16 protein-coding genes and 1 tRNA gene are annotated in these 24,008 nt (G+C 55.0%); 6 read left to right on the top strand and 11 right to left on the bottom strand.

What is annotated here, in order from left to right:
• The first annotated feature begins 66 nt into the window (after positions 1-66).
• Positions 67-143: transfer RNA gene (locus H7R76_RS08030), tRNA-Pro, on the top strand.
• Positions 144-305: 162 nt separating this feature from the next.
• Here the strand turns inward: H7R76_RS08030 and H7R76_RS08025 are convergent.
• Positions 306-689: a hypothetical protein gene (locus H7R76_RS08025; protein ID WP_182930684.1), complete on the bottom strand. Its 384-nt coding sequence runs from the start codon at positions 687-689 to the stop codon at positions 306-308.
• A complete protein-coding gene (locus H7R76_RS08020) occupies positions 689-1,258 on the bottom strand; it encodes a hypothetical protein (RefSeq protein WP_106924366.1) in 570 nt (189 codons plus the stop codon). The genes H7R76_RS08025 and H7R76_RS08020 overlap by 1 nt, the downstream gene beginning before the upstream one ends.
• Positions 1,259-1,865: 607 nt before the next feature.
• On the opposite strand from H7R76_RS08020, the gene eco reads away from it, so the two are divergent.
• Positions 1,866-2,357: a serine protease inhibitor ecotin gene (gene eco / locus H7R76_RS08015; protein ID WP_182928574.1), complete on the top strand. Its 492-nt coding sequence runs from the start codon at positions 1,866-1,868 to the stop codon at positions 2,355-2,357.
• A 100-nt stretch (positions 2,358-2,457) separates the two neighbouring features.
• Here eco and mqo read toward each other — a convergent pair whose 3' ends face one another.
• Positions 2,458-4,110 carry a malate dehydrogenase (quinone) gene (gene mqo / locus H7R76_RS08010; RefSeq protein WP_182967460.1) on the bottom strand — a complete coding sequence of 551 codons (1,653 nt, stop codon included), beginning with the start codon at positions 4,108-4,110 and terminating at the stop codon, positions 2,458-2,460.
• 273 nt (positions 4,111-4,383) lie between these two features.
• Between mqo and H7R76_RS08005 the strand changes: the two genes are divergently transcribed.
• Positions 4,384-5,601 carry a SulP family inorganic anion transporter gene (locus H7R76_RS08005; RefSeq protein ID WP_420258899.1) on the top strand — a complete coding sequence of 406 codons (1,218 nt, stop codon included), beginning with the start codon at positions 4,384-4,386 and terminating at the stop codon, positions 5,599-5,601.
• Here the strand turns inward: H7R76_RS08005 and mgtE are convergent.
• The 6 genes from mgtE to H7R76_RS07975 all read right to left on the bottom strand — a co-directional run bounded on the left by mgtE (position 5,564) and on the right by H7R76_RS07975 (position 12,958).
• Positions 5,564-7,000: a magnesium transporter gene (gene mgtE / locus H7R76_RS08000; RefSeq protein WP_106924362.1), complete on the bottom strand. Its 1,437-nt coding sequence runs from the start codon at positions 6,998-7,000 to the stop codon at positions 5,564-5,566. The two genes, H7R76_RS08005 and mgtE, sit on opposite strands and share 38 nt — an antisense overlap.
• A 129-nt stretch (positions 7,001-7,129) precedes the next feature.
• A complete protein-coding gene (locus tag H7R76_RS07995; protein ID WP_106924361.1) occupies positions 7,130-8,773 on the bottom strand; it encodes a multidrug ABC transporter permease/ATP-binding protein in 1,644 nt (547 codons plus the stop codon).
• Positions 8,774-8,857: 84 nt separating this feature from the next.
• Positions 8,858-9,499, bottom strand: coding sequence for a DNA oxidative demethylase AlkB (alkB, locus tag H7R76_RS07990; RefSeq protein WP_106924360.1), 642 nt, complete (start codon positions 9,497-9,499; stop codon positions 8,858-8,860).
• A complete protein-coding gene (gene ada / locus H7R76_RS07985) occupies positions 9,493-10,560 on the bottom strand; it encodes a bifunctional DNA-binding transcriptional regulator/O6-methylguanine-DNA methyltransferase Ada (protein WP_106924359.1) in 1,068 nt (355 codons plus the stop codon). Before ada ends, alkB begins: the two co-directional genes overlap by 7 nt.
• 73 nt (positions 10,561-10,633) lie before the next feature.
• The gene (gene apbE / locus H7R76_RS07980) at positions 10,634-11,686 is read right to left on the bottom strand and encodes an FAD:protein FMN transferase ApbE (RefSeq protein WP_182967458.1); all 1,053 of its coding nucleotides are present in this window, start codon (positions 11,684-11,686) and stop codon (positions 10,634-10,636) included.
• Positions 11,687-11,788: 102 nt separating this feature from the next.
• A complete protein-coding gene (locus H7R76_RS07975; protein WP_106924357.1) occupies positions 11,789-12,958 on the bottom strand; it encodes a porin OmpC in 1,170 nt (389 codons plus the stop codon).
• An 835-nt stretch (positions 12,959-13,793) separates the two neighbouring features.
• Between H7R76_RS07975 and rcsD the strand changes: the two genes are divergently transcribed.
• Positions 13,794-16,469 carry a phosphotransferase RcsD gene (gene rcsD, locus H7R76_RS07970; RefSeq protein WP_106924354.1) on the top strand — a complete coding sequence of 892 codons (2,676 nt, stop codon included), beginning with the start codon at positions 13,794-13,796 and terminating at the stop codon, positions 16,467-16,469.
• Between the two features lie 15 nt (positions 16,470-16,484).
• Positions 16,485-17,135, top strand: coding sequence for a response regulator transcription factor RcsB (rcsB, locus tag H7R76_RS07965; RefSeq protein WP_064544005.1), 651 nt, complete (start codon positions 16,485-16,487; stop codon positions 17,133-17,135).
• Between the two features lie 101 nt (positions 17,136-17,236).
• Here the strand turns inward: rcsB and rcsC are convergent, their stop codons facing one another.
• Positions 17,237-20,083: a two-component system sensor histidine kinase RcsC gene (rcsC, locus tag H7R76_RS07960; protein WP_182967456.1), complete on the bottom strand. Its 2,847-nt coding sequence runs from the start codon at positions 20,081-20,083 to the stop codon at positions 17,237-17,239.
• Between the two features lie 125 nt (positions 20,084-20,208).
• Positions 20,209-22,845: a DNA topoisomerase (ATP-hydrolyzing) subunit A gene (gene gyrA, locus H7R76_RS07955; protein ID WP_182967454.1), complete on the bottom strand. Its 2,637-nt coding sequence runs from the start codon at positions 22,843-22,845 to the stop codon at positions 20,209-20,211.
• Between the two features lie 161 nt (positions 22,846-23,006).
• Here gyrA and ubiG point away from each other — a divergent pair, with 161 nt between their 5' ends.
• Positions 23,007-23,735, top strand: coding sequence for a bifunctional 2-polyprenyl-6-hydroxyphenol methylase/3-demethylubiquinol 3-O-methyltransferase UbiG (ubiG, locus tag H7R76_RS07950; RefSeq protein ID WP_106924351.1), 729 nt, complete (start codon positions 23,007-23,009; stop codon positions 23,733-23,735).
• The last annotated feature ends 273 nt before the right edge of the window (positions 23,736-24,008 follow it).

Raw genomic sequence — 24,008 nt, 5'->3', positions numbered from 1 at the left:
ATGAATCAATCGGCAAGCCGACGACTTGCAATCAGCGATAAAAGCGGTAGTATGGCCTTCATGCGTCGGCACGTAGCGCAGCCTGGTAGCGCACCGTCATGGGGTGTCGGGGGTCGGAGGTTCAAATCCTCTCGTGCCGACCAAAAAGTCAAAAAAAACCAGCCATCATGGCTGGTTTTTTTATGCCTGCTCTTCAGGCTTAACGTGTATGCGTCATTAACCATGCAATCGCAATACAGCCAATTGCAAATATCGATACCAGACACAGCAGCGCTAAAATATAGAGTATTTTTCTGAACATTGTTTTATTGACTAAAAGGGAGAATCTGCGCATTCACCACCTGGTAATCTTTATTTTTATCAATGACGACCCTAATCATCCATTTCCCTTTGACATAATCACTTTCGCCATAAGGCTGATACTTATGGTTTAATAAATAATCCAGAGCAACGTTAGCACGCATTCCTAATATTGTTTCGGCATCCCCCCGGACTTCACCAATGGCAACAGGCTTAGCTTTTGCAGCAGCCGCCTGATTCTGCGCTTTGGTTTTGTGAATATCACAGCCGTGCCCATCATTCATTTGCGTACAGCCAGATTTATCCAGCTGTTTACGATATCCCTCGCTGATGGCCTGCGCGGTGAATGTGACGGAGAGAATAAGACCAGCTAAAATTATTTTTTTCATTACCAATGACCTCGGGAACCTGATTGAGCAGCGCCGCCGCCGATATGATTATCACCACCTAAACCATGCGCACTAGTAGAATTAGCCGCATTATTTCCACCGTTGCCCGTACCGTGTTCAACGCCGGAATTCATCCCGCCATGGTCGCCCCCTCTTCTTAACGGCTGATTGAATGCGCCATTGAAGGGTACCGCAACCTGAGCGTCAGGGGGGAGCGAACCCGCCTTCACAATGCCGTTTGGGGTCTGAATTAAAGCCTCAGAATGCAGGCTGGAGACGGCAACGTTGATAGTCCCAGGGTTTATCTGCGGCGTCAGATTTAAATGACCTTTCACGCCATAGTGATTAACTTGTTGAGCATGGAGCAGCGCCTGCTGCATTTGGTAGCCTTTTATTTGTTGTGCGGTCAATTCACTTTCAGTGACGCCGCGCCACACGCTACCATCCGACATTTTTACAGAATAAGAACCATCCTGAGCCTCATTGACGACCTCACTATGACTAAAATCTACCGTCGCAGAAACAGATGCAGAAATAAAAGAGAGAACAACAATTAACTTTTTCACCATTTAACCTTTAACTATGACAACAAACCATATCAAATAAAACGCCTACCCTTTCGGATAGCGATAATGCTTTTTTAAAATTATTAATATTTATCGGTTACTGATTAAAACCAGCTTACCTTTTACTAACAACGTTGGTCAGATATCAATGTAAAAACAATAAATATGGCCAACTCGTTAACAACCCACATACATCAACATCAAACGCATTAATACGTAAAACGAGCATGGCGATTCCGCGCAGATAAATATCGCGCTCATGTTCGGTAATGCAAATGACGTAGGCGCGGCAATGTAGCAATATGTGCTGTGATACACCAATGAAACTTTTTCACGGTGCAACTATCTCTTTTTTTGATCGGGGATATCATCGACTATGATGATTTATGCAGAGGAATTTATTTTATGGATATTTTCTCAGCTCACCGTCAGCGGCATCGACGTGCGCAACAGGTAAGGCCCCTTGCCCGCTAATGAGATAAAAAACCAAGCATAAGGCAGAAATCGATATATAGAACTATTCCTAATGCAAAATTTGGTAAAAGACGATTATCATTCATCCCAGGAATGATATTATCTCCCGGTTGCAAACTGATAAAAAGGATGAACAGTGAAAAACGCACATAAGCTTGCCGCATCATTACTCGCCATCGCCTGCGTCTCCAGCAGCGCGTGGGCTGCTGAACAGCCGCTGGAAAAAATTGCCCCTTACCCGCAGGCTGAGAAAGGCATGAAGCGCCAGGTGATTCAGCTACCGGCGCAGAAAGATGAGTCTGCCTATAAGGTAGAACTGTTGATTGGTAAAACGCTGGAAGTCGACTGCAACCAACATCGCCTGGGCGGCGAACTGGAAAGCAAAACGCTGGAAGGCTGGGGCTACGACTATTACGTAGTTGAAAAAATCAGCGGCCCGGCGTCAACCATGATGGCCTGCCCGAACCAGGAAAAAACCAAGAAATTCATCACCGCTTCGCTAGGCGATGACGCTATGCTGCGCTACAACAGCAAGCTGCCGATCGTGGTCTACGCGCCCGAGAATGTCGAAGTCAAATATCGCATCTGGCAGGCTCAGGAAACGGTGCATAACGCCGAAGTGCGTTAATCTCCCCCTGACGGGCTTGAGGTGACAATAAAAAAACCGGCATTCGCCGGTTTTTTTATCTCTCGTGACCAGAAATTACGCCGCGGGTCACGTTCATACCTTACAGCGCAATATCCGCAATCTCTTTCACCGGTACCGCCTTCGGCGCGGTCTGAACGGCCGGGACAGGATCCGCCTCGCGAACGCCTTCATGACGCAGGCCCAGCACTTCACTGGTATAGGCCAGCGTTTTATCAATCAGATGCGGATTCTCAGTTAACGTTGAGCCATAGGTTGGCACAACCTGGCGAATCTTCGTCTGCCACTCTGCGGTCTGCATTTTATCCTTAAACACTTTTTCCATCAGCTCAAGCATTATCGGCGCAGCGGTCGACGCCCCCGGCGATGCGCCGAGCAGCGCGGCAACGGTCCCTTCATCGTCGCTGACAACTTCAGTCCCCAGACGCAGCACGCCGCCAATCCGCGCGTCACGTTTGATTATCTGCACACGCTGGCCCGCCTGCCACAGGCGCCAGTCCTGTTTTTTCGCCATCGGATAGTAGGCACGCAGCGCCACATGACGGTCCTTATCTTTCTGTAGCACCTGGCTGACCAGATATTTAACCAGATCGAAGTTATCCAGCCCGACGTTAAGCATCGGCAGAATGTTGGATTTATTGGTCGAGGCCAGCAGGTCCCACAGCGATCCATTTTTCAGAAAACGCGTTGAGAAGGTCGCAAACGGCCCAAACAACACCACGCGCTTACCATCAATAATACGGGTATCAATGTGCGGCACCGACATTGGCGGCGCGCCAACATCAGCCTGACCATAAACTTTCGCCAGGTGATGGTTCACCACGTCCGGGTTTTCACACACCAGGAACTGGCCGCCAACCGGGAAACCCGCGTACTCTTTGGCCTGTGGAATTTTGGTCTGCTGCAGCAGTTTCAACGCAGCACCGCCCGCACCAATAAAGATAAACTTCGCCTTAATGGTGCGTTTCTCATGGCTATTGTTGGCATCAGATACCGTCACGCTCCAGCTGTTATCGGCGTTACGACGGAAACGACGCACCACGGTGTTCAGCTGTAGGGAAAAACGATCGCGCTTTTTCAGTGCGTTGATCAGCTGGCGGGTAATTTCGCCATAGTTGACGTCAGTGCCGGCTTCGGTACGAGTCGCCGCAATTTTCTGCTGCGGATCACGTCCTTCCATCACCAGCGGAGCCCACGCTTTGATCTGCTCGTGGTCTTCGGAATAGCGCATGCCGTTAAACAGCGGGCTCTTCTGCAGCGCGCGATAGCGGGCGCGCAGGAAATTAACGTTGTCATCGCCCCACACAAAGCTCATGTGCGGCACGGTATTAATAAAGCTTTTCGGCTGCGTCAGCACGCCTCGCGTCACCTGGTGGGCCCAGAATTGACGCGAGATCTGGAAGGCTTCGTTGATATCAATGGCTTTTTCGATGCTGACGGAGCCATCCGCTTTTTGTGGGGTATAGTTGAGTTCCATCAGCGCCGAATGCCCGGTTCCGGCGTTGTTCCAGCCGTTTGAGCTCTCTTCCGCCACGCTCTCCATCTGCTCAACCATGGTAATCGACCAGTCTGGCTCCAGTTCCTCCAGCCATGTACCCAGCGTAGCGCTCATAATTCCGCCACCGATCAGCAATACATCTGTCTCATGCACCGCACGAGTCTTCGCCTTATTCGCCACAGAAGTCTTCTCGGTACCCGATTTCTGTGAGTTGGGTACAGCTATGTTTTTTTTCATCGTAGGGGGCCTTACTTGACTTTCGAGTTGTTACACGCAGGTAAAAACATCCGTACGGTTACGTTACCACCAGGGCGGGTAAATTTAAATATTGTTTAAAATTTAAGTTGAGTTTTGAGATCTGTTATTAAAATGTTTAATAAATGTGTACAGAAAATGAGATTTGGTACTAGTAGAATGTGACGGGAAGCGGTATTATTCTCCCCTTTGTGATGGTACGCACGCAAGCTGTGGCTTATAGAAAACCGGCCATCGATAACCTGCGAACACCCTATGTCAAACACCTCATCCCTGAGCGTTTTGCGCTCACCGTCGCTGTTTACGCGCGAAGTGCTCGCTGGCGTCATCACCGCGCTGGCATTAATTCCTGAAGTGATCTCGTTTTCGGTCATTGCCGGCGTTGACCCCAAGGTCAGCCTGATCGCCTCGGTCGTCCTGTGCCTGAGTATGTCGTTTCTCGGCGGCCGCCCGGCGATGGTCACTGCTGCCGCGGGCTCAGTGGCGCTGGTGATCGGCCCGATGGTGCATGCGCACGGCGTGGCGTACATTCTACCGGCGGTGCTGCTGGCTGGCATCATTCAAATTTTATTTGCCCTTTGCGGTATGGCGAAGCTGATGCGTTTTATCCCGCATGCGGTGATGACCGGCTTCGTGAATGCGCTGGGCATTCTGATCTTTTTTGCTCAGGTTCCGCACTTCTGGAGTCGGAATCCGCTTATCGTTGCGCTGTTTGTCGCCACGATGCTTATCGTCCTGTGGCTACCGCGCGTGATGAAAAGCATCCCTTCCCCACTGGTCGCCATCGTGCTGCTGACTCTGTTTACCGTCACCAGCGGGCAAATTCTGCCAACCGTCGGTGATGAAGGCTCAATGAGCGGCGGCCTGCCGGGTCTGACTCAGTGGCAGGTACCGTTGGACCTCAACACCCTGAAAATTATCTGGCCCTGCGCCCTGAGCATCGCCTTCGTCGGGCTGATGGAATCGCTGCTGACCGCTAAACTGGTGGACGATCTCAGCGCGACACCGTCAAACAAAACGCGGGAAAGCGCCGGTCTGGGCATCGCCAATATCCTGGCCGGCTGCTACGGCGGTATTGCCGGCTGCGCCATGATCGGTCAGACCATCGTTAACGTTGAAATGGGGAGAGCCCGCAGCCGAATTTCCACCGTTGCTGCAGCGCTGGTGCTGTTGCTGCTGGTCACCGCGCTCAGCGAAGTGATGGCAAAAATACCGATGTCGGTGCTGGCTGGCATTATGGTGATTGTGGCATTTAAGACGTTCAACTGGCCAAGCCTCCAGCCAGCGTCGCTGAAGCGGACGCCGTGGCCGGAAACGCTGGTGATGCTGGTGACCGTCGCAGCGACGGTCAGTACCGGAAACCTGGCCATTGGCGTGCTGGCCGGTATTATAATGATGGTGCTGGTGCCCGCACGCCTGAAACAGCGGGCGAAGCTTAAAGCAGAAACACCGTCGCCAGCCCCAGAAAAATAAAGAACCCGCCGGTATCGGTGATGGCGGTAATCATCACGCTCGAGCCGACCGCCGGGTCGCGCCCGAGCTTCGCCATGATCATCGGGATCAACACCCCCATGATTGAGGCCACCAGCAGGTTAAGGATCATCGCCAGCGTCATCACGCCGCCGAGCGCCAGATCGTCGTACAACAGCCAGGTGACGGTGCCCATAATGCCGCCCCAGACGATACCGTTAATCAGCGCGACTCCCATTTCACGCAGGATCAGAAACGAAAAGTTCCCCGGCTGAATATGCTGAAGGGCCAATGCACGAACGATCATTGTGATGGTCTGGTTACCGGTATTACCGCCTATCCCGGCAACAATCGGCATCAACGACGCCAGCGCCACCAGCTGAGAAATGGTGTGTTCAAAACCGTCAATCACCCGCGAGGCAATAAACGCCGTACACAGGTTAATCGCCAGCCACGCCCAGCGGGTTTTTACCGCTTTGGTCACTGGCGCAAAGACGTCTTCCTCGCTGCTCAGACCGCCCATTCGACGCAGGTCGCTGTCGGTTTCCTCATACACGACGTCAACGATCTCATCGATGGTCAGACGCCCCATCAGCTTGCCATGGGTATCAATGACCGCGGCGCTGATCAGGTTGTCACGTTCGAAGGTACGGGCAACAATTTCCGATTTTTCTTCCGGGTGAAAAGCCACCGGATCGGGCTCCATCACCTCGTGAACGTGTTTATCGGCCGAGTTGAGCAAAATTGTTTTCAGCTCCAGCTCGCCAATCAGGGTCTGATCGCGCTGCACGACGAACAGTTTATCGGTGTTTTCCGGCATTTTGCCCAACCGACGCAGGAAGCGCTGTACCGAGGCCAACGTGACGTCCGGGCGAATAGTGATCACCTCGAACTCCATAATTGACCCCACCTGGTCGTGGGCATAGTTCATTACCTGATGCACACGCGCGCGTTCCGCTGGCGACATCGACGCCAGCAGACGTCCGGTCAGGTCACGCGGCAGGTGCTGCACCAGGTAGATTTGTTCGTCAATATCCAGCGTTTGCAGTGCATCGAGCAACGCCCGGTCGCTCATATCTTCAATGAGGTCGTCCCAGACGTTCTCCGATGCTTCCAGCAGCACTTTCCCGCGGCGGTCATCTTCGACCATATTCCACAGCGCATGGCGTTCTTCGGACGGCAGCGCTTCCAGCGTATCGGCAAGATCCGGCGGCGGCAGATGCGCCACCAGCGCGCCGACTTCCGCCAGGTCGTCAGCCAGCGTGCCTTCATCGTACTGCTCTGCAAGCGTCAGCTTGCCCAGCAGCGCGGAAGTGACGGCTTTATCGGTGGTTAACAGCCAAATCAGGCGCTGACGCTCTTCATCGCGCAAACGGGCGCTGTTCTTTTTCAACAGTGGCATGAATAATCCTTATTCGTGGGACATCGCCCGGACGGATCGCCGGGCGAATTAAGCATAGCGCGCAGAGATGTAAAAAAGTTTAAACGGGCCGTTCGGACGCTGAAAAAAGCGGCAGAACGGTTAAAAAAATCAGGCGGTACGAGCCACCGCGTCGCGGGAAGCCCGCTCGCGCTCCTCGCCGACCAGCTCACTGAGCTGACCGTTGCGCATTTCCAGCAACCGGTCGGCGTGAATAAAGTAATGGTCGTCGTGGCTGATGGCGAAAATCGTTTTCCCCATCTGCTGCATTAACGGCAGCAATACCTGATAGAACTCGCGGCGGAAATGCGGATCCTGATCGGCGGCCCATTCATCAAGCATAATGATGTCGCGCTCTTCCGCCAGCGCCAGCAGCAGCGCCACGCGTTTCTTCTGTCCTTTGGACAGCTTCAGGTCAAGAATGCGCCCGCCTTCCAGCGCCACTTTATGTGTCATCTGCAGCTGAGCCAGCCATTTATCGACCAGCGCCGGATCGGCAACCTGGCCTTCCGGCCCCAGCAGTTGATCAAACAGCCAGACGTCGGTGAATACCGCCGAGAACAGCTTCCGGTAGTCTTCCGGTTTATCGGCCGCCAGCGGCTGGCCGTCCAGCAGGATCTGCCCGGACACCGGCTGATAAAGCCCGGTCAACAGCATCGCCAGCGTCGACTTGCCGCTGCCGTTACCACCAATCAAGAACACCAGCTCACCGCGCTTGAGCGTCAGATTCAGCGGACCCACCGCAAACGTGTTGTCTTCATAGTGGAAAGTGACGTCACGCAGTTCCAGCGTCTGCCAGTTCGGGTGGGCCGTGGGCTGCGGGAAGGACTCCCTGAACGGCGCCAGCGCGAACTTATTCAGCTTGTTAAAGGCCACCTGTGCGCTCAGCAGCGTAGGCAACGCCCCCACCGCCGACAACAGCGGCGTGCGCAGGAACAGCAGCGTCAGTGAATAAGTGGCAGCGACGTTGGTATCGGCCCAGCCGAGGCTGTTCGCCATCCAGAACACCAGGCCAATGGCGCCCAGCATCATAATGTTCGACCAGTTAACGGCGCTCAGGTGGAACGTGTCGGCACGCACAATATGATGACGATAGTCCTGAGCATTCGGCGTGAATTTTTTCTCAAACACGTACTCCGCGCGTTCACGATTGAGGGTCAGCTCTTTGCGCCCTTCCAGCACCGTCTGATAATCGTTATACAGCCGGTCCTCGGTTTCGCGCAGCGTCGCCATATGGCGATACACCCGCGCCACCAGCATAAAGCCGCCCCAGATGGTCAGCGCCATCCACAGCGCGGTGATCAGCAGCATTTTCGTCGACAGCATGGCCAGGTAGGCCGCCGAGCCAACGGTCAGGATAATGCCCTGCACCAGCTCCGGCAGGCGCACAAAGGCAATGGTGATGGCACGGATATCGCTGGTCAGGCCCGCCAGCAGCGAGGCGCTGCCGAGCTTCTCTACGCGCTCGACCTGCGTGTCGAGGATCCGTTTGATAAACTCGCGGCGCAGGCGATAGACAAAATGATGGCCCAGGGTCGTCAGCGCGAGCTGCGAGCCCAGGGTGACCGCCATCAGCAGCAACAGCAGGCCGAGAAATTCTGGCAGTACGGCGAGCGTCGTGTCGACCGTCTCAATCAGACGTACGTTGATGAAGGCGATAAGCCCGATACCGAGTGCGGCGCTCAGCAGGCTCAGGGCGATAACGCCGATAAAGGGCCAGCGATACTGACGCCAGACAAGTAACAGAAGTTCCATAACAGCAACCAGAGCAATCAAAACAGCCAGCAGTGTAAACTGCTGAGCTACCACATCAAGAATAATTCTTATTTTTATTCGTTATCATGCGGCGCGGCGGAAGGTCAGGTTATAGCGCCACGGTCCAACCTGCGGATGACAACCTTCTTTCAGCGGCAGAATCGCGTGATAGAACAGCCGTGATTCACCGCCCCACACCACCACGTCACCGTGCTCGAGCAGCACCCGCCGCAGCGGATCGCTGCGCCGTAAGCCGCCAAACTGAAACACGGCGGGCAGCCCAAGCGAGACCGAGACGATCGGTGCATCCAGGCGCGCTTCGTCTTTATCCTGGTGCAGCGACAATTTGGCCCCCGGCTGATAGCGGTTAATCAGGCAAGCGTCCGGGTCAAAGCCTCGGTAACCGGCGCGTTCCGCCGCCGCCTGTGCAAGCTGGCGAAAGCACGCGGGCATCGCCGGCCAGGATCGGCCGCTGAGCGGATCGACCGACGCATAACAGTAGCCATGGCGATCGGTGCTCCAGCCTAGCGGCCCGCAGTTAGTCATCGCCACCGACATGGTGTAACCGCCCGGCGTCACCATATGGCGAAACGGCGAGACGGCGGCCACCTGTTCAATCGCAGCTAACAATACCGTGCTGTGCTCGCGCGCCAGCCGACGCACAATCATCGCGCCGGGTGCCAGCGGCTCTGACCATGGCGTCTCTTCGGCAAATAAATCTAACATTCCCCCTCCTCAGCTTTTTCCCGCTGCAACAGCCGGGCTTTGCGCGTCGCCCCCCAGCGGTAGCCTGACAGACTGCCGTCGCCGCGAACGACCCGGTGACAGGGCACCAGAATGGCCAGCCGATTGGCCGCACAGGCGCTGGCAACCGCACGCACCGCTTTGGGCCTGCCGATAGCGGCCGCTACCTGCTGGTAGCTTCGGGTTTCACCGGCAGGAATCGCGCGCAGCGCCTGCCAGACCTGCTGCTGAAACGCGGTGCCGCGAATATCCAGCGGCAGGTTGAGCGCCGCAGCATGAGGCTCAAGGCTGGCAATCACGGCACGGGTTTGCTCGCTGACCAGCGCATCGCCCTCCAGCAGCTCGGCGGCAGGAAAACTGTGCTGTAGTTCGGCCAGCAGCCCGGCATCATCATCGCCAAGCAGTACGGCGCACACGCCGCGCTCGCTCAGCGCGACCAGGCAGCGCCCCAGTGAACACTCACCGACGGTATAGTGAATCTGCGCCGCTTTGCCACCCTGACGTCGCGCGCGCGCCGTCATTCCCAGCAGTGCATCGGCATGGCGATAGTAACTGCTGCTTGACGGAAACCCTGCGGCCAGCACCGCCTGCGTGACCGGCTCCCCCTCACGCAGGGCCTCGCGCAGCCGGTTCGCCCGCCAGGCCTGCTGCCAGGCTTTTGGCGTCAGGCCGGTTATGGACTTAAATAAGCGATGAAAGTGGTATGGGCTAACCGCCACAGCCTGTGCCAGTGCCTCAAGCGTGACCGGGCTGTCCTGCTCCAGCAGCCGACAGGCGCGGGCCACTTTGGCTATATTTTGCTGTTCAGGAGAAAGGCGGTCGGGCTGGCAGCGTTTGCAGGGGCGGAAACCGCCCGCCAGCGCGGCGCTGGCGTCGCGATAGAAACGTACGTTCTGGCGCAGCGCATGGCGCGCGCGGCAGGACGGACGGCAAAAGATACCGGTGGTCAGTACGGCAAACACGAACTGACCGTCGGCCTGAACATCGCGATCGAGAACCGCCTGCCAGCGCGCCTCGTCGGTATAGAGAGAATGAATAGTCATTGCGGGCTCCTCCTCTTAGTGTAATCGTCACCGTGCCAGAAAGGAGGCATTAAAAAACCCGCAATCTTGCTTTTTAATTTTTGCCGCTGACCAGGAAAGCGCGGAACTGTGGTGACATCCAGGTGGTGAAACCGTCGCCTTCTTTCATAATCATATACACAGCCAGCCCCTGCTCGCGCACCACCTGCTGGGCCTTTTCGGTACCCAGCACCATCAGGCCAGTATCCCAGCCATCGGCTTCCAGCGCGGTCGGCGCGATCACGGTGACGGACACCAGCTTGTGAGTAATCGGCCGCCCGGTTTGCGGGTCGATTACGTGTGAGATCCGCTGGCCGTCAAGCTCGTAATAGTTGCGGTAGCTTCCGGAGGTGCTGATACCGTGGCCGTTAATATCGACGATCGCCTGGACCGCGTTCTCACGGTCGGTCGGTTTCTGAATAGCCACGCGCCACGGCTGACCGTCGCCGTTCATCCCACGGCTCACCAGCGCCCCACCAACGGAGACCAGATAACGCGAGATGCCTTCTTCCGCCATCAGGCGCGCCAGATGATCGGCGGCGTAACCCTCGCCTACGGTAGAGAGATCGACGTACAGATCCGGGATCGATTTTTGTAAATACTGCCGATCCGCGCGGTTGATCACCGTCAGTTTGTCCAGCCCGGTGCGCGCTTTAGCGGCGTCAATCTGCGTCTGGGTCGGCGTACTCACCGGCTGTTTATCCGGACCAAAGCCCCAGAGGTTGACCAGCGGGCCAACGGTGATATCCATTGCGCCAGCGGTTTTACGCCCGATACGCAGTGATTCCGTCACGATATCGGCCATGGCTTCGCTCACCGGCCACGGCGTCGTGCTCTGCGAGTGGTTGAAGCGCATCAGCGCCGAGTCGTTCTTCCAGGTCGACAACAGACGGTCATCGCCGTCCAGCTGCGTCTGCACCTTGTTGCGCAGCGCTTCGGCCCGGTCTTTATCAATCCCCACCACGCTCACCCGCCAGAAGGTGCCCATGGTTTTCCCTTCCAGTACGGTCGCCGTCGCTTTTGGCGCAGCCGGCTCGCTGGCGTTATCGCAGCCCGTCAGTACTATTGCGACGCTCAATAGCGCCATGCGTAAAAAAGTCATTTCCATCCGTTATTACCCTCCTGCAATCGGCGCAAGAGTACACTAATTTGTGGTGTTCAGGCATAAAAAAAGGGGCCAAAGGCCCCTTATGCAACGGTGTTATCAGTATTAGAACTGGTAAACCATACCCAGTGCAACAACGTTGTCGGTAGAGATACCGGCTGACTGAGTGAAGTCGTTTTTGTCCAGCAGGTTGATTTTGTAGTCAACGTAGGTGGACATGTTTTTGTTGAAGTAGTAAGTCGCGCCCAGGTCGATGTATTTCAGCAGATCCTGGTCACCGTAGTTCACTACGCCGTTATTGATGTTTTTACCTTTAGACTGCAGGTAAGCAATGGATGGACGCAGACCGAAGTCGAACTGGTACTGTGCAACCACTTCAAAGTTCTGTGCTTTGTCAGCAAAACCGTAAACGCCAGCGTTCGGGGAACCACCGAAACGAGTTGCGTTGTAGGTCTGGGTGTACTGCGTTGCCAGATAGACGTTGTTCGCGTCATATTTCAGGCCAGCAGAGTAGGTTTCAGCGCGATCGCCGCTACCGTAGATTTTGCTGGTGCTAGTCACGTTACCAGCAGCATCGGTGGTGTTGAAGGTGCTGGTGTTCTGCTCGGTAGTACGTTTGGAGGAGGAGATTGCACCACCAACGCTGAAGCCTGCACCGATATCATAAGTGATAGAACCGCCGAAACCGTCGCCGTTCTGTTTCAGAGCCTGACGACCGTTAGCCGTTGCGCCTTCACCTGATACGCTGCCGTTTTTACCCTGATACTGCAGAGCAAAGTTCAGACCGTCAACCAGACCGAAGAAGTCGGTGTTACGGTAGGTTGCAACGCCGTTCGCACGGGATTGCATGAAGTTGTCAGAACCGTAGGTGTCGCCGCCGAATTCCGGCAGAACGTCGGTCCAGGAGGTCACGTCGTAAACAACGCCGTAGTTACGACCGTAGTCGAAAGAACCAGCGTCAGCAACACGGATACCCGCGAAGCCTACACGGGTCCAGGCCTGGTCAGAAGAACCTTCAGTGTTGTTCGCCTGAACGTTGTATTCCCACTGGCCGTAACCGGTCAGCTGGTCGTTAACCTGAGTTTCGCCTTTGAAGCCCAGACGAACGTAGGATTGGTCGCCGTCAGAACCGTTGTCGCTGGAGAAGTAGTGCAGGCCATCGACTTTACCGTACAGATCTAATTTGTTGCCATCTTTGTTATAAATTTCAGCCGCATTTGCTGCGCCCGCTACCAGCAGAGCCGGTACCAGGAGGGACAGTACTTTAACTTTCATGTTATTAACCCTCTGTTATATATATATGCCTTTATATATGCCACTGCTTACTGATTAACCCTCATTAATCAGTCGGCAGACCCATTGTGCTGTAAAAACAGGAATAATCCAATAAGAATATGATACGAAAACCCTTGAAATGTTTCATTTATCCATATAGATGTTTCAAAATGTAAAACTTACGGAACTTTTACAAGCACAAAAAGCCAGGAAAAATAGCACTAAAAATCAAAAAGCAAACAGAAATATACATTAAATCAATGAGTTGAAAATCATCAAAGTTATAGCACTGAATGGTAAAACAAAACCTTCACCCACAACTAAAATAGTCAGCGCTATCATCATTAACTTTATTTATTACCGTCATTCAGTTCTGAATGTCTGTTTACCCCTATTTCAACCGGATGCTTCGCATCCGGTTTTTTTTACCCTTCTTTACATAAACTGAATCAAACTGTGCTACCTCGCCTAAATTGTAACGACTATTAACTAATCGATTCGCATCAAAAAAAACAATATCGCCTACCGATGAAAATTAATATCTTGTTAATTAGTGCTATTTTTCTTAATGTTTGGTAAATAATTGTACAATAACGGCCTGTTTGTACACATTCCGCACAATATTGAATTTTCCCATCGGCGGAATAATACCGTTGATATTTTTCTGGCTCAGCGCCAGGCCCCTCTCCCCACGACGATTTTGCCGCGTTGATGCATCTAGGCAGATTTTTTGTATATACTGCCAGCAGAACAAAGCAGGGTTTACACGCCTCAATGCGCTATAAGCTTGAGCATATCCTCATTCAGATGCCGTTATGATGGGTTACACACGCCAATGAGTCAGTCCGACAAGATGAGCCCGACGAAATTTTCCCTGCTCCCAGGGAGCATCACCCGTTTCTTCCTTCTTATGATCATTGTCCTGCTGGTGACGATGGGCGTGATGATTCAAAGCGCGGTCAACGCGTGGCTAAAAGATAAGAGCTATCAGATTGTTGATATGACGCATGCGGTCCATAAACGAATTGAGACCTGGCGCTACACGACCTGGCAAATCTACGACAATATCGCCGCCGCCAGCACCAGCGCCACGCCGGCCGAAGGTTTACAGGAGACCCGCCTCAAGCAGGACGTCTATTACCTTGAGAAGCCAAGACGTAAAACCGAGGCGCTGATTTTCGGCTCTCATGACAGCGCAACGCTCGATATCACCCAGCGCATGTCAACCTATCTGGATACCCTATGGGGCGCGGAAAACGTACCGTGGTCCATGTACTACCTTAACGGCCAGGACAACAGCCTGATCCTGATTTCAACGCTGCCACTCAAAGATCTCTCCTCCGGTTTTAAGGAGTCGACCGTCGGCAGTATCGTCGATTCACGACGCGCCGAGATGCTCCAGCAGGCCAACACGCTGGACGAACGGGAGACTTTCTCAACCCTGCGCCGACTGGCATGGCAGAACGGCCGCTACTTCACCCTGCGCACCACCTTTAACCAGCCGGGGCATCTGGCGACCGTCGTCGCCTTCGACCTGCCGATTAACGACCTGGTGCCGCCAACCATGTCGCTGGACAGCTTCCGCCTGGAGCCGGACCCGGCACAGAACGCCCAGCGCAGCCAGGATAAAGATCCCAGCGACAGCGTGGCCATCAACTTTAATAGCTCGCGCATTGAGATCACCTCAGCGCTGAACTCCACCGGCATGCGCCTGGTGTGGCAGGTGCCGTTCGGCACGCTGCTGCTGGACACCTTCCAGAACATCATGCTGCCGCTGCTGCTGAATATCGGCCTGCTGGCGCTGGCGTTGTTTGGCTACTCCACCTTCCGTAACCTGCCGACGCGCGGCAGCGCCAGCAGCATGCCCTCCAGCGGCACCAACAACGAATTACGGGTGCTCAGGGCCATTAATGAAGAGATTGTTTCACTATTACCGCTGGGGCTGCTGGTGCACGACCAGGAGTCTAACCGTACAATAATCAGCAATAAAATTGCCGATCACCTGCTGCCGCACCTCAACTTGCAGAACATCACCAGCATGGCGGACCAGCATCAAGGCGTCATTCAGGCCACCATCAACAACGAACTGTATGAAATTCGCCAGTTCCGCAGCCAGGTTTCGCCGCGCACGCAGATATTCATCATTCGCGACCAGGATCGTGAAATTCTGGTGAATAAAAAACTCAAGCAGGCGCAGCGCCTGTACGAGAAAAACCAGCAGGGCCGCGCGGCATTTATGCAGAACATCAGCGATACGCTGAAGCAGCCGATTAAGGCGCTGGCCAATGAAGCCAGCCGCATCGACACGCCGGACAGCCAGAAGCTGGCCAACCATGCCGATCTGCTGGTGCGCCTGGTGGATGAAATCCAGCTGGCGAACATGCTGGAAAACGACAGCTGGAAAGGCACCTCCTCGCAGTTCTCACTGCAAGAGCTGATTGATGAAGTGGTGCCGGAAGTGCTGCCCTCGATCAAACGCAAAGGGCTACAGCTGCTTATCAACAACCAGGTCCCGGCCAAAGAACAGCGCCACGGCGACCGCGACGCGCTGCGCCGCATCCTTCTGCTGCTGATTCAGTATGCCGTCACCACTACGCAAATCGGCAAAATTACCCTTGAAGTGAGCGCCGATGAGTCGGCGGAAGAGCGTTTAACCTTCCGCATCCTCGACACCGGTAACGGCGTGTCGCACGGCGAAATAGACAACCTGCATTTCCCGTATCTCAACGACACGCAGTCGGACCGCTACGGGAAGGCTAACGCCCTCACCTTCTGGCTGTGCGATCAGCTGGCACGCAAGCTGGGCGGGCACTTAAACATTAAAGCGCGGGAATCGCTGGGCACCCGCTACACGCTGCACGTGAAAATGGCGGTACGCGAAGAAGATGCCGAGTCAGAAGAGCAGCTGCTCGACGACGTTGTGGCGATGATTGATATCACCTCCAATGAAATCCGCAACATCGTGACTCGCCAGCTGGAAAGCTGGGGGGCAACCTGCATCAGCCCCGACGAGCGTGCAACAAGTCAAGAATTTGATCTGTTTTTAACGGATAATCCGTCTAATCTTACTGCTTCCGGCTTGCTTTTAAGCGATGATGAAGCCGGAGTTCGTAAAATTGGCCCCGGCCAGCTGCGCGTTAACTTTAATATGAGTAACGCCATGCAGGATGCCGTGCTCCAGCTGATCGAAGAACAGCTGGCGCAGGAAGAAGTCACGGAGTCGCCGTTGGGGGGCGATGAAAACGCTGAGCTTCACGCCAGCGGTTATTATGCGCTGTTTGTTGATACGGTACCGGAAGATGTTAGCAGGCTGTATACTGAATCTGCGGCAAAGGACTTTGCTGCACTGGCACAGACAGCTCACCGCCTTAAGGGTGTGTTTGCCATGCTAAATCTGGTACCTGGCAAGCAGTTATGTGAAACGCTTGAACATCTTATTCGAGAGAAAGATGCATCCAGCATAGAAAAATACATCAGCGACATTGACGCCTACGTCAAGAGCTTGCTGTAGCAAGGTAGCCTTTACATGAACAATATGAACGTAATTATTGCCGATGACCATCCGATTGTGCTGTTCGGGATTCGTAAATCTCTGGAACAGATTGAATGGGTAAATGTTGTCGGTGAATTTGAAGACTCCACCGCGCTAATTAACAATTTACCCAAACTTGATGCCCACGTACTGATTACCGATCTCTCCATGCCTGGAGACAAGTACGGCGATGGTATTACGTTAATTAAGTATATTAAGCGCCATTTCCCAGGGCTGGCGATTATCGTACTGACCATGAATAACAACCCGGCGATTCTCAGCGCCGTGCTGGATCTCGATATCGAAGGGATCGTGCTGAAACAGGGCGCGCCGACCGATCTGCCTAAGGCGCTGGCTGCGCTGCAGAAAGGCAAAAAATTCACCCCGGAAAGCGTCTCTCGCCTGCTGGAGAAAATCAGCGCCGGCGGCTACGGTGACAAACGTCTGTCGCCAAAAGAGAGCGAAGTACTGCGCCTGTTCGCTGAAGGTTTCCTGGTGACCGAGATTGCCAAGAAGCTGAACCGCAGCATCAAAACCATCAGCAGCCAGAAAAAATCGGCGATGATGAAACTGGGCGTGGAAAACGACATCGCGCTGCTGAACTACCTCTCCTCCGTGACGCTGTCGCCGTCAGACAAAGACTAAGCATTGCTGCACATCGGGCCTGCATTCCGTAGGCCCGATAAGCGCAGCGCCATCGGGCAAACCTGCACCCAGCGCCGGATGGCGGCGTTGCCTTATCCGGCCTATTCCCGCGCTTTACGCACCCTTGCGGCATAAACCGTTAATGTCTGTTTGAGCACATCCAGCGTAACCGGCTTCGACAGACAGCTGTCCATGCCCGACTCCAGGCAGCGCTGCTTCTCTTCGGCCAGCGCATTCGCCGTCACGCCCACCACCGGCAGGGTCAGCCCCAGCTGGCGGATGCGCTGCGTCAGACGGTAGCCGTCCATATTCGGCATGTTCACATCGCTCAGCACGATATCAATGTGGTTCTTGCTCAGCACGTTCAGCGCGTCGACGCCATCATTAGCGGTTTTGCATTGATAGCCCAACGATCCCAGCTGATCGGCCAACAGACGGCGGTTGATCGGATGATCGTCGACGACCAGGATCATCATATCGTCGTTGCTGTCCGCCGGCGCTTCATGCGCCGCCTGCAGCTCAGCCGCGTCGCCGGTTTCTACCTTCACGCGATAAATACGGCCCAGCAGGGTCATCAACTCATGCGGCGACACAATACTGTGCACCCACTGCCCGGGCTCGAATTCCTGCGGAATACCGATATGCCGGCGGCAGAAGACGACCGCCGCCCGGCCAGCCCAAGGCTGCGACAGGGTATCATCGGCGATCAGCAGATCGTCCGGCCCCGGCGTCTCGCCGCCATAATTGCGCACGTCGATACCGTGGAAAGAGAGCAGCGTATGAATAAAGTCGGCAAGCGAGGCGTTGCGCACCGCCAGCCAGCAGCGGATCTTCGCCAGCCCGTCAATCTCTAGCGGCATCTGCGGCTGTTCACCGTACAGCGGAATGCGCAGCGTAAACTGGCTACCCATGCCCGGCTCGGTATCAACGGCGATGTCGCCATCCATCATATTGACCAGCTTTTCACAAATCGCCAGCCCCAGCCCCGTGCCCTGGAAATTACGCTGCACGCCGGTACCGACCTGGAAGAACGGGTCAAACAGGCGCACCACCTCTTTACCCGGAATGCCCACGCCGGTATCACGAATGCTGATGCTCAGGTAGTACCCTTCCCGCTTCAGGTGCAATACGATGCAGCCGATGTCGGTGAACTTAATCGCGTTGCTGAGCAGGTTAGAAATAACCTGCTGAAGGCGCATCGGATCGCCCATTAGCTTCATCGGCACGTCTGGTTCGATAAAGCAGTACATCCCGAGCTGCTTTCTGACCACCAGCGGTAGGTAGTTGGCGGTAATATGGTTCATCACCTCTTTAGGCGAGAACTCGCGCGGCTCAATTTTCAGCTGTTCGGATTCAATCTTCGAGAAGTCGAGAATGTCGCTGATGATCTTCAGCAGCAGGCCGGAGGAGTTGTTCATCGCCGTCACCAGACGGTCGACCCCCTTCGGCAGCTCTTTGGTTTGCAGCAGATCGAGGTTACCGATAATCCCGTACAGCGGCGTGCGCAGCTCATGGCTGACCGTCGCCAGGAACATCGATTTTGATTGGCTGGCCTGCTCGGCCGCCTGCGCCATCTCCTGCAGCGACTCTTCCATTTTGACGCGGGAACTCACGTCCACCAGCACGCAGATCGCCACGTTTTCATTACGATAGCGCGAATGCACAAAGCTGATTTGCAGGTTGGTATTGTTGCTGGTCAGCACATCAACGAAGTTGACCTGTTGACCGCAGATGATCTGCGTGAGCCGCTGACGGTCTTCGTGGGTCAGCATGTTCAGATAGTTATGCGCCAGCTCATTACTGAGGATATTCGTACCGTCCTGGGTGCGAAGAATACAAATTCCCACCGGCGCCGAGGCGACAATCTTGCGGTTAAACTGTTCGTGCTCTTCCAGGCGCAGCGCGTCGGACTCCGCGGGTAAGAAGATACGCCGCTCGTACATCCGCGCCATGGTAAACAGCGCAATGCCGGTGAGTACGTTCAGCAACAGCGCGTTGAGCACCAGAATACGAATACGCTCCAGCACGGCGTCCAGCGGCACCGAATAAACGATGCTCAGCGACGACGGCGCCAGCGTCTTTTTCAGCACCAGTTCACGGTAGCCTGCGGTGTAACCAAACCACAGACGCTCCTGCATCCCCCGCGCGCTGATGCGCAGACGGCTGTCCGGCCCGGCCAGTGAGATCAGCGTATTACCGTTTTCATCCAGAATAGACACCCCCATCGGCATACTGCCTGGGGTAAAGAAGTTTTCCGCGCGAATCGTTTGTTCCACGCCCAGCAGCGCCTGCAGACGATTAGCCAGATAGACCGGGGTCAGCGCATAGAAATAGCCCACGCTCTGGCGCGGCCCCTGTCCCACCCAAAACAAGTTGCCACCGCGATCGTCCTGCGGCGCATTACGGTAATCAACAATCCGCTGGTGCAGCTCTTTCAGCGCTTCGGTGCGCTCAACCGGCATTTCGCGCAGGCCAAAATTGGCCATGCAAAGATTATCGCTGCCCACCAGGAACACGCGGTTAAGATCATAGGCGGCCGAGAAATTTTCGCGCCAGTAGCGCAGGAACCAGGCCAGCGACTCCAGCGGCCCGCGCCAGGTGGTGTCGAGCGCGCCACAGTCAGAATCGGAGAACAGCGGTTCAAAGTCCGGTACGTCAGAAGTGTCTTTTAATGCACCGACCGGCATGACGCCGTTGGCGGCGGTTAAGCGGTTTTCCGCAATGTACTTCAGCTCCTTAATAACATCGGAGGTTCGCTGAAAGTAGCGCTGCGCCTGATCGGAGTTAAGGTTAAATTCCTGACGAATTTCCGACTCTTTCTGATGCAGAGCATTCACGATGTAGAACACGGAAATCAGCGCGATAAGCAGCCAAAGCAGCAGCGCCAGAGCCCGAAACAGGTAGCGTGAGACTTTCAGCGTTGTGCGGAAGGAGACAAGATATTTCAAGTTGGCGAAACTCCGCCGTCAATGGCTAACAGGATGTGGTTAAGGTAGCGGGAAAAGGCCTTTGCCGCAATGTTAATGAAAAAAGGGCCGGTATTCACCGGCCCTTTCACTACGATATTTGACGATTACTCGTCAGCGTCGTCCGCGACATCATCTTCGCTGTCGGTTTCCGGCGCGATTTCATCATCACCTTCCGCCACGCTACCGTCGATAGCGTCCAGCTCTTCGTCGTCAACCGGCTCGGCCACGCGCTGCAGGCCCACCACGTTTTCATCTTCCGCAGTACGGATGAGGATAACGCCCTGGGTGTTACGCCCGACCACGCTGACTTCCGACACGCGGGTACGCACCAGCGTACCGGCGTCGGTGATCATCATGATCTGGTCACAGTCGTCGACCTGTACCGCGCCCACCACGGAGCCGTTACGCTCGGTGACTTTGATAGAGATAACGCCCTGCGTCGCACGCGACTTGGTCGGATACTCTTCAGCAGCGGTACGTTTACCGTAGCCGTTCTGAGTGACGGTCAGGATTGCACCTTCGCCGCGCGGAATAATCAGCGATACCACGCTGTCGTTTTCCGCCAGCTTGATACCGCGTACGCCGGTCGCAGTACGGCCCATGGCGCGAACGGCATCTTCTTTAAAGCGCACCACTTTACCGGCGGCGGAGAACAGCATGACTTCATCTTTACCTGCGGTCAGGTCAACGCCAATCAGTTCGTCGCCTTCGTTCAGATTCACCGCGATAATACCGGCGGAACGCGGACGGCTGAACTCGGTCAGCGCCGTTTTCTTCACGGTACCGCTGGCGGTTGCCATAAAGACGTTCACGCCCTCTTCGTACTCGCGCACCGGCAGAATCGCGGTGATACGTTCGTTCGCTTCCAGCGGCAGCAGGTTGACGATCGGACGGCCACGTGCGCCGCGGCTGGCTTCCGGCAACTGATAAACCTTCATCCAGTACAGACGGCCCCGGCTGGAGAAGCACAGGATGGTGTCATGGGTGTTGGCCACCAGCAGACGGTCAATAAAGTCTTCTTCTTTAATACGCGCTGCTGACTTGCCTTTACCGCCACGACGCTGAGCTTCGTAATCGGTTAACGGCTGATATTTGACGTAACCCTGGTGAGACAAGGTCACAACAACATCTTCCTGGCTAATCAGGTCTTCGATATTAATGTCGGCACTGTTGGCGGTGATTTCGGTACGGCGGGCGTCGCCGAACTGTTCGCGAATCAGCTCCAGCTCTTCGCGGATCACTTCCATCAGACGCTCGGCGCTGCCCAGAATGTGCAGCAGTTCAGCAATCTGTTCCAGCAGCTCTTTGTATTCGTCGAGCAGTTTTTCATGCTCAAGGCCGGTCAGTTTCTGCAAACGCAGATCCAGAATCGCCTGCGCCTGCTGTTCAGTCAGGTAGTATTTACCGTCGCGAACGCCAAACTCAGGTTCCAGCCATTCCGGACGCGCGGCGTCGTCGCCCGCACGTTCCAGCATCGCCGCGACGTTGCCCAGTTCCCACGGCTGCGCCACCAGGCCCGCTTTCGCTTCAGCCGGGGTCGGAGCACGACGGATCAGTTCAATGATCGGGTCGATATTCGCCAGCGCAACCGCCAGCGCTTCCAGAATGTGCGCACGATCGCGCGCTTTACGCAGTTCGAAAATGGTACGGCGAGTCACCACTTCACGACGGTGACGCACGAACGCGGCAATAATATCTTTCAGGTTCATGATCTTCGGCTGACCATGGTGCAGCGCAACCATGTTGATACCGAAGGAAACCTGCAGCTGAGTCTGGGAGTAGAGGTTGTTGAGAACCACTTCGCCCACCGCGTCGCGTTTCACTTCAATCACGATGCGCATCCCGTCTTTATCAGACTCGTCGCGCAGCGCGCTGATGCCTTCAACGCGTTTGTCTTTGACCAGCTCGGCGATTTTCTCGATCAGGCGCGCTTTGTTCACCTGATACGGAATTTCGTGCACGATGATGGTTTCACGACCGGTTTTGGCGTCGGCTTCCACTTCCGCGCGCGCGCGGATATACACTTTACCGCGGCCGGTGCGATAGGCTTCTTCAATCCCGCGGCGGCCGTTGATGATGGCGGCAGTCGGGAAATCCGGGCCAGGAATGTGTTCCATCAGGCCTTCGATGGTGATGTCTTCGTTGTCGACATACGCCAGACAGCCGTTGATCACTTCCGTCAGGTTATGCGGCGGAATGTTGGTTGCCATACCTACGGCAATACCGGAAGAACCGTTGACCAGCAGGTTAGGAATTTTGGTCGGCATGACGTCTGGAATTTTTTCCGTACCGTCATAGTTGTCCACAAAGTCTACCGTCTCTTTTTCGAGATCGGCCATCAGCTCATGAGCGATTTTCGCCAGACGGATTTCCGTGTAACGCATTGCCGCCGCGGAGTCGCCGTCGATGGAACCGAAGTTCCCCTGGCCGTCCACCAGCATGTAGCGCAGCGAGAACGGCTGGGCCATACGAACAATGGTGTCATATACCGCGACGTCGCCGTGCGGGTGGTATTTACCGATCACGTCACCCACGACACGGGCTGATTTTTTATAGGCTTTGTTCCAGTCATTGCCCAATACGTTCATGGCGTAAAGTACGCGACGGTGTACCGGCTTCAGGCCATCTCGGACATCCGGCAGCGCACGGCCAACAATGACCGACATCGCGTAATCCAGATAAGAGTTTTTAAGCTCTTCCTCAATGTTGACCGGTGTAATTTCTCTCGCAAGGTCGCTCATCTAACCGCTATCCCTCTACTGTATTCCCGGATTCAAAGGTCGCAAATTATAACACATTAGCGTAAAGACAGGTAAACCCATTAGCACCTGCCGGACGCTTTATTCGCGCGTCGGTACTGATATACTCGCAGGCAATAATGAAATAAGGAGCAGGAACACCCATGAATGCCGAAAAAGCTGCGGTAGCGCATAACGTTGACCACGAAGAAATCGCCAAATTCGAGGCCGTCGCATCACGCTGGTGGGATCTGGAAGGGGAATTTAAGCCCCTGCACCGCATTAACCCGCTGCGCTTAGGCTACATCGCCGAACGTTCCGGCGGCCTGTTCGGTAAGAAAGTGCTGGACGTTGGCTGCGGCGGCGGCATCCTGGCAGAAAGCATGGCCCGCGAAGGTGCCACGGTGACCGGCCTGGATATGGGCTTTGAGCCGTTACAGGTGGCGAAACTCCACGCGCTGGAAACCGGTATTCAGGTCGAATACGTACAGGAGACAGTAGAAGAACACGCAGCGAAGCACGCCGGGCAATATGACGTCGTCACCTGCATGGAAATGCTGGAACACGTCCCGGACCCACAGTCGGTGGTAAAAGCCTGCGCCCGGTTGGTCAAACCCGGCGGCCAGGTCTTCTTCTCCACGCTCAACCGCAACGGTAAATCCTGGCTGATGGCGGTGGTCGGCGCGGAATACATTCTGCGCATGGTGCCCAAAGGTACGCACGACGTGAAAAAATTCATCAAGCCTGCCGAACTGCTCAGTTGGGTTGATCGGACCGTGCTCAAAGAGCGCCATATGATTGGCCTGCACTACAACCCGATAACCAATAGCTTCAAGCTGGCACCGGGCGTTGATGTTAACTATATGCTGCACACTACCGCCAAAAGCGAGTAAGCCGCTGATGACGCTGGCCCGCAGGCCGGATAAGGCGCAGCGCCGCCATCCGGCGCTGCGCCGACGTTCAACGCCTGATGGCGCTTCGCTTATCAGGCCTGCAAACCTATCGGCCCTACCAATCATTGGTATTGCCACTGCGGCAAAATTGCGCTGCATCATATAGCGCAATTTTTCCCTTCGCCGAAGAAATCAGCACTCGATCAAATTTTCATTTTTTTTTGCGCATTATTGACATCCCCGCCAGCCCTTATGCGCCGTGGACTTCGCGTT

Origin of the sequence: Klebsiella sp. WP8-S18-ESBL-06 (assembly GCF_014169755.1) — a bacterium.
In the GTDB taxonomy this organism is placed as follows: Bacteria; Pseudomonadota; Gammaproteobacteria; order Enterobacterales; family Enterobacteriaceae; genus Kluyvera; species Kluyvera ascorbata_B.
The sequence above is the reverse complement of the archived record's forward strand: the minus strand, read 5'-3'. Positions and strand labels throughout refer to the sequence as shown.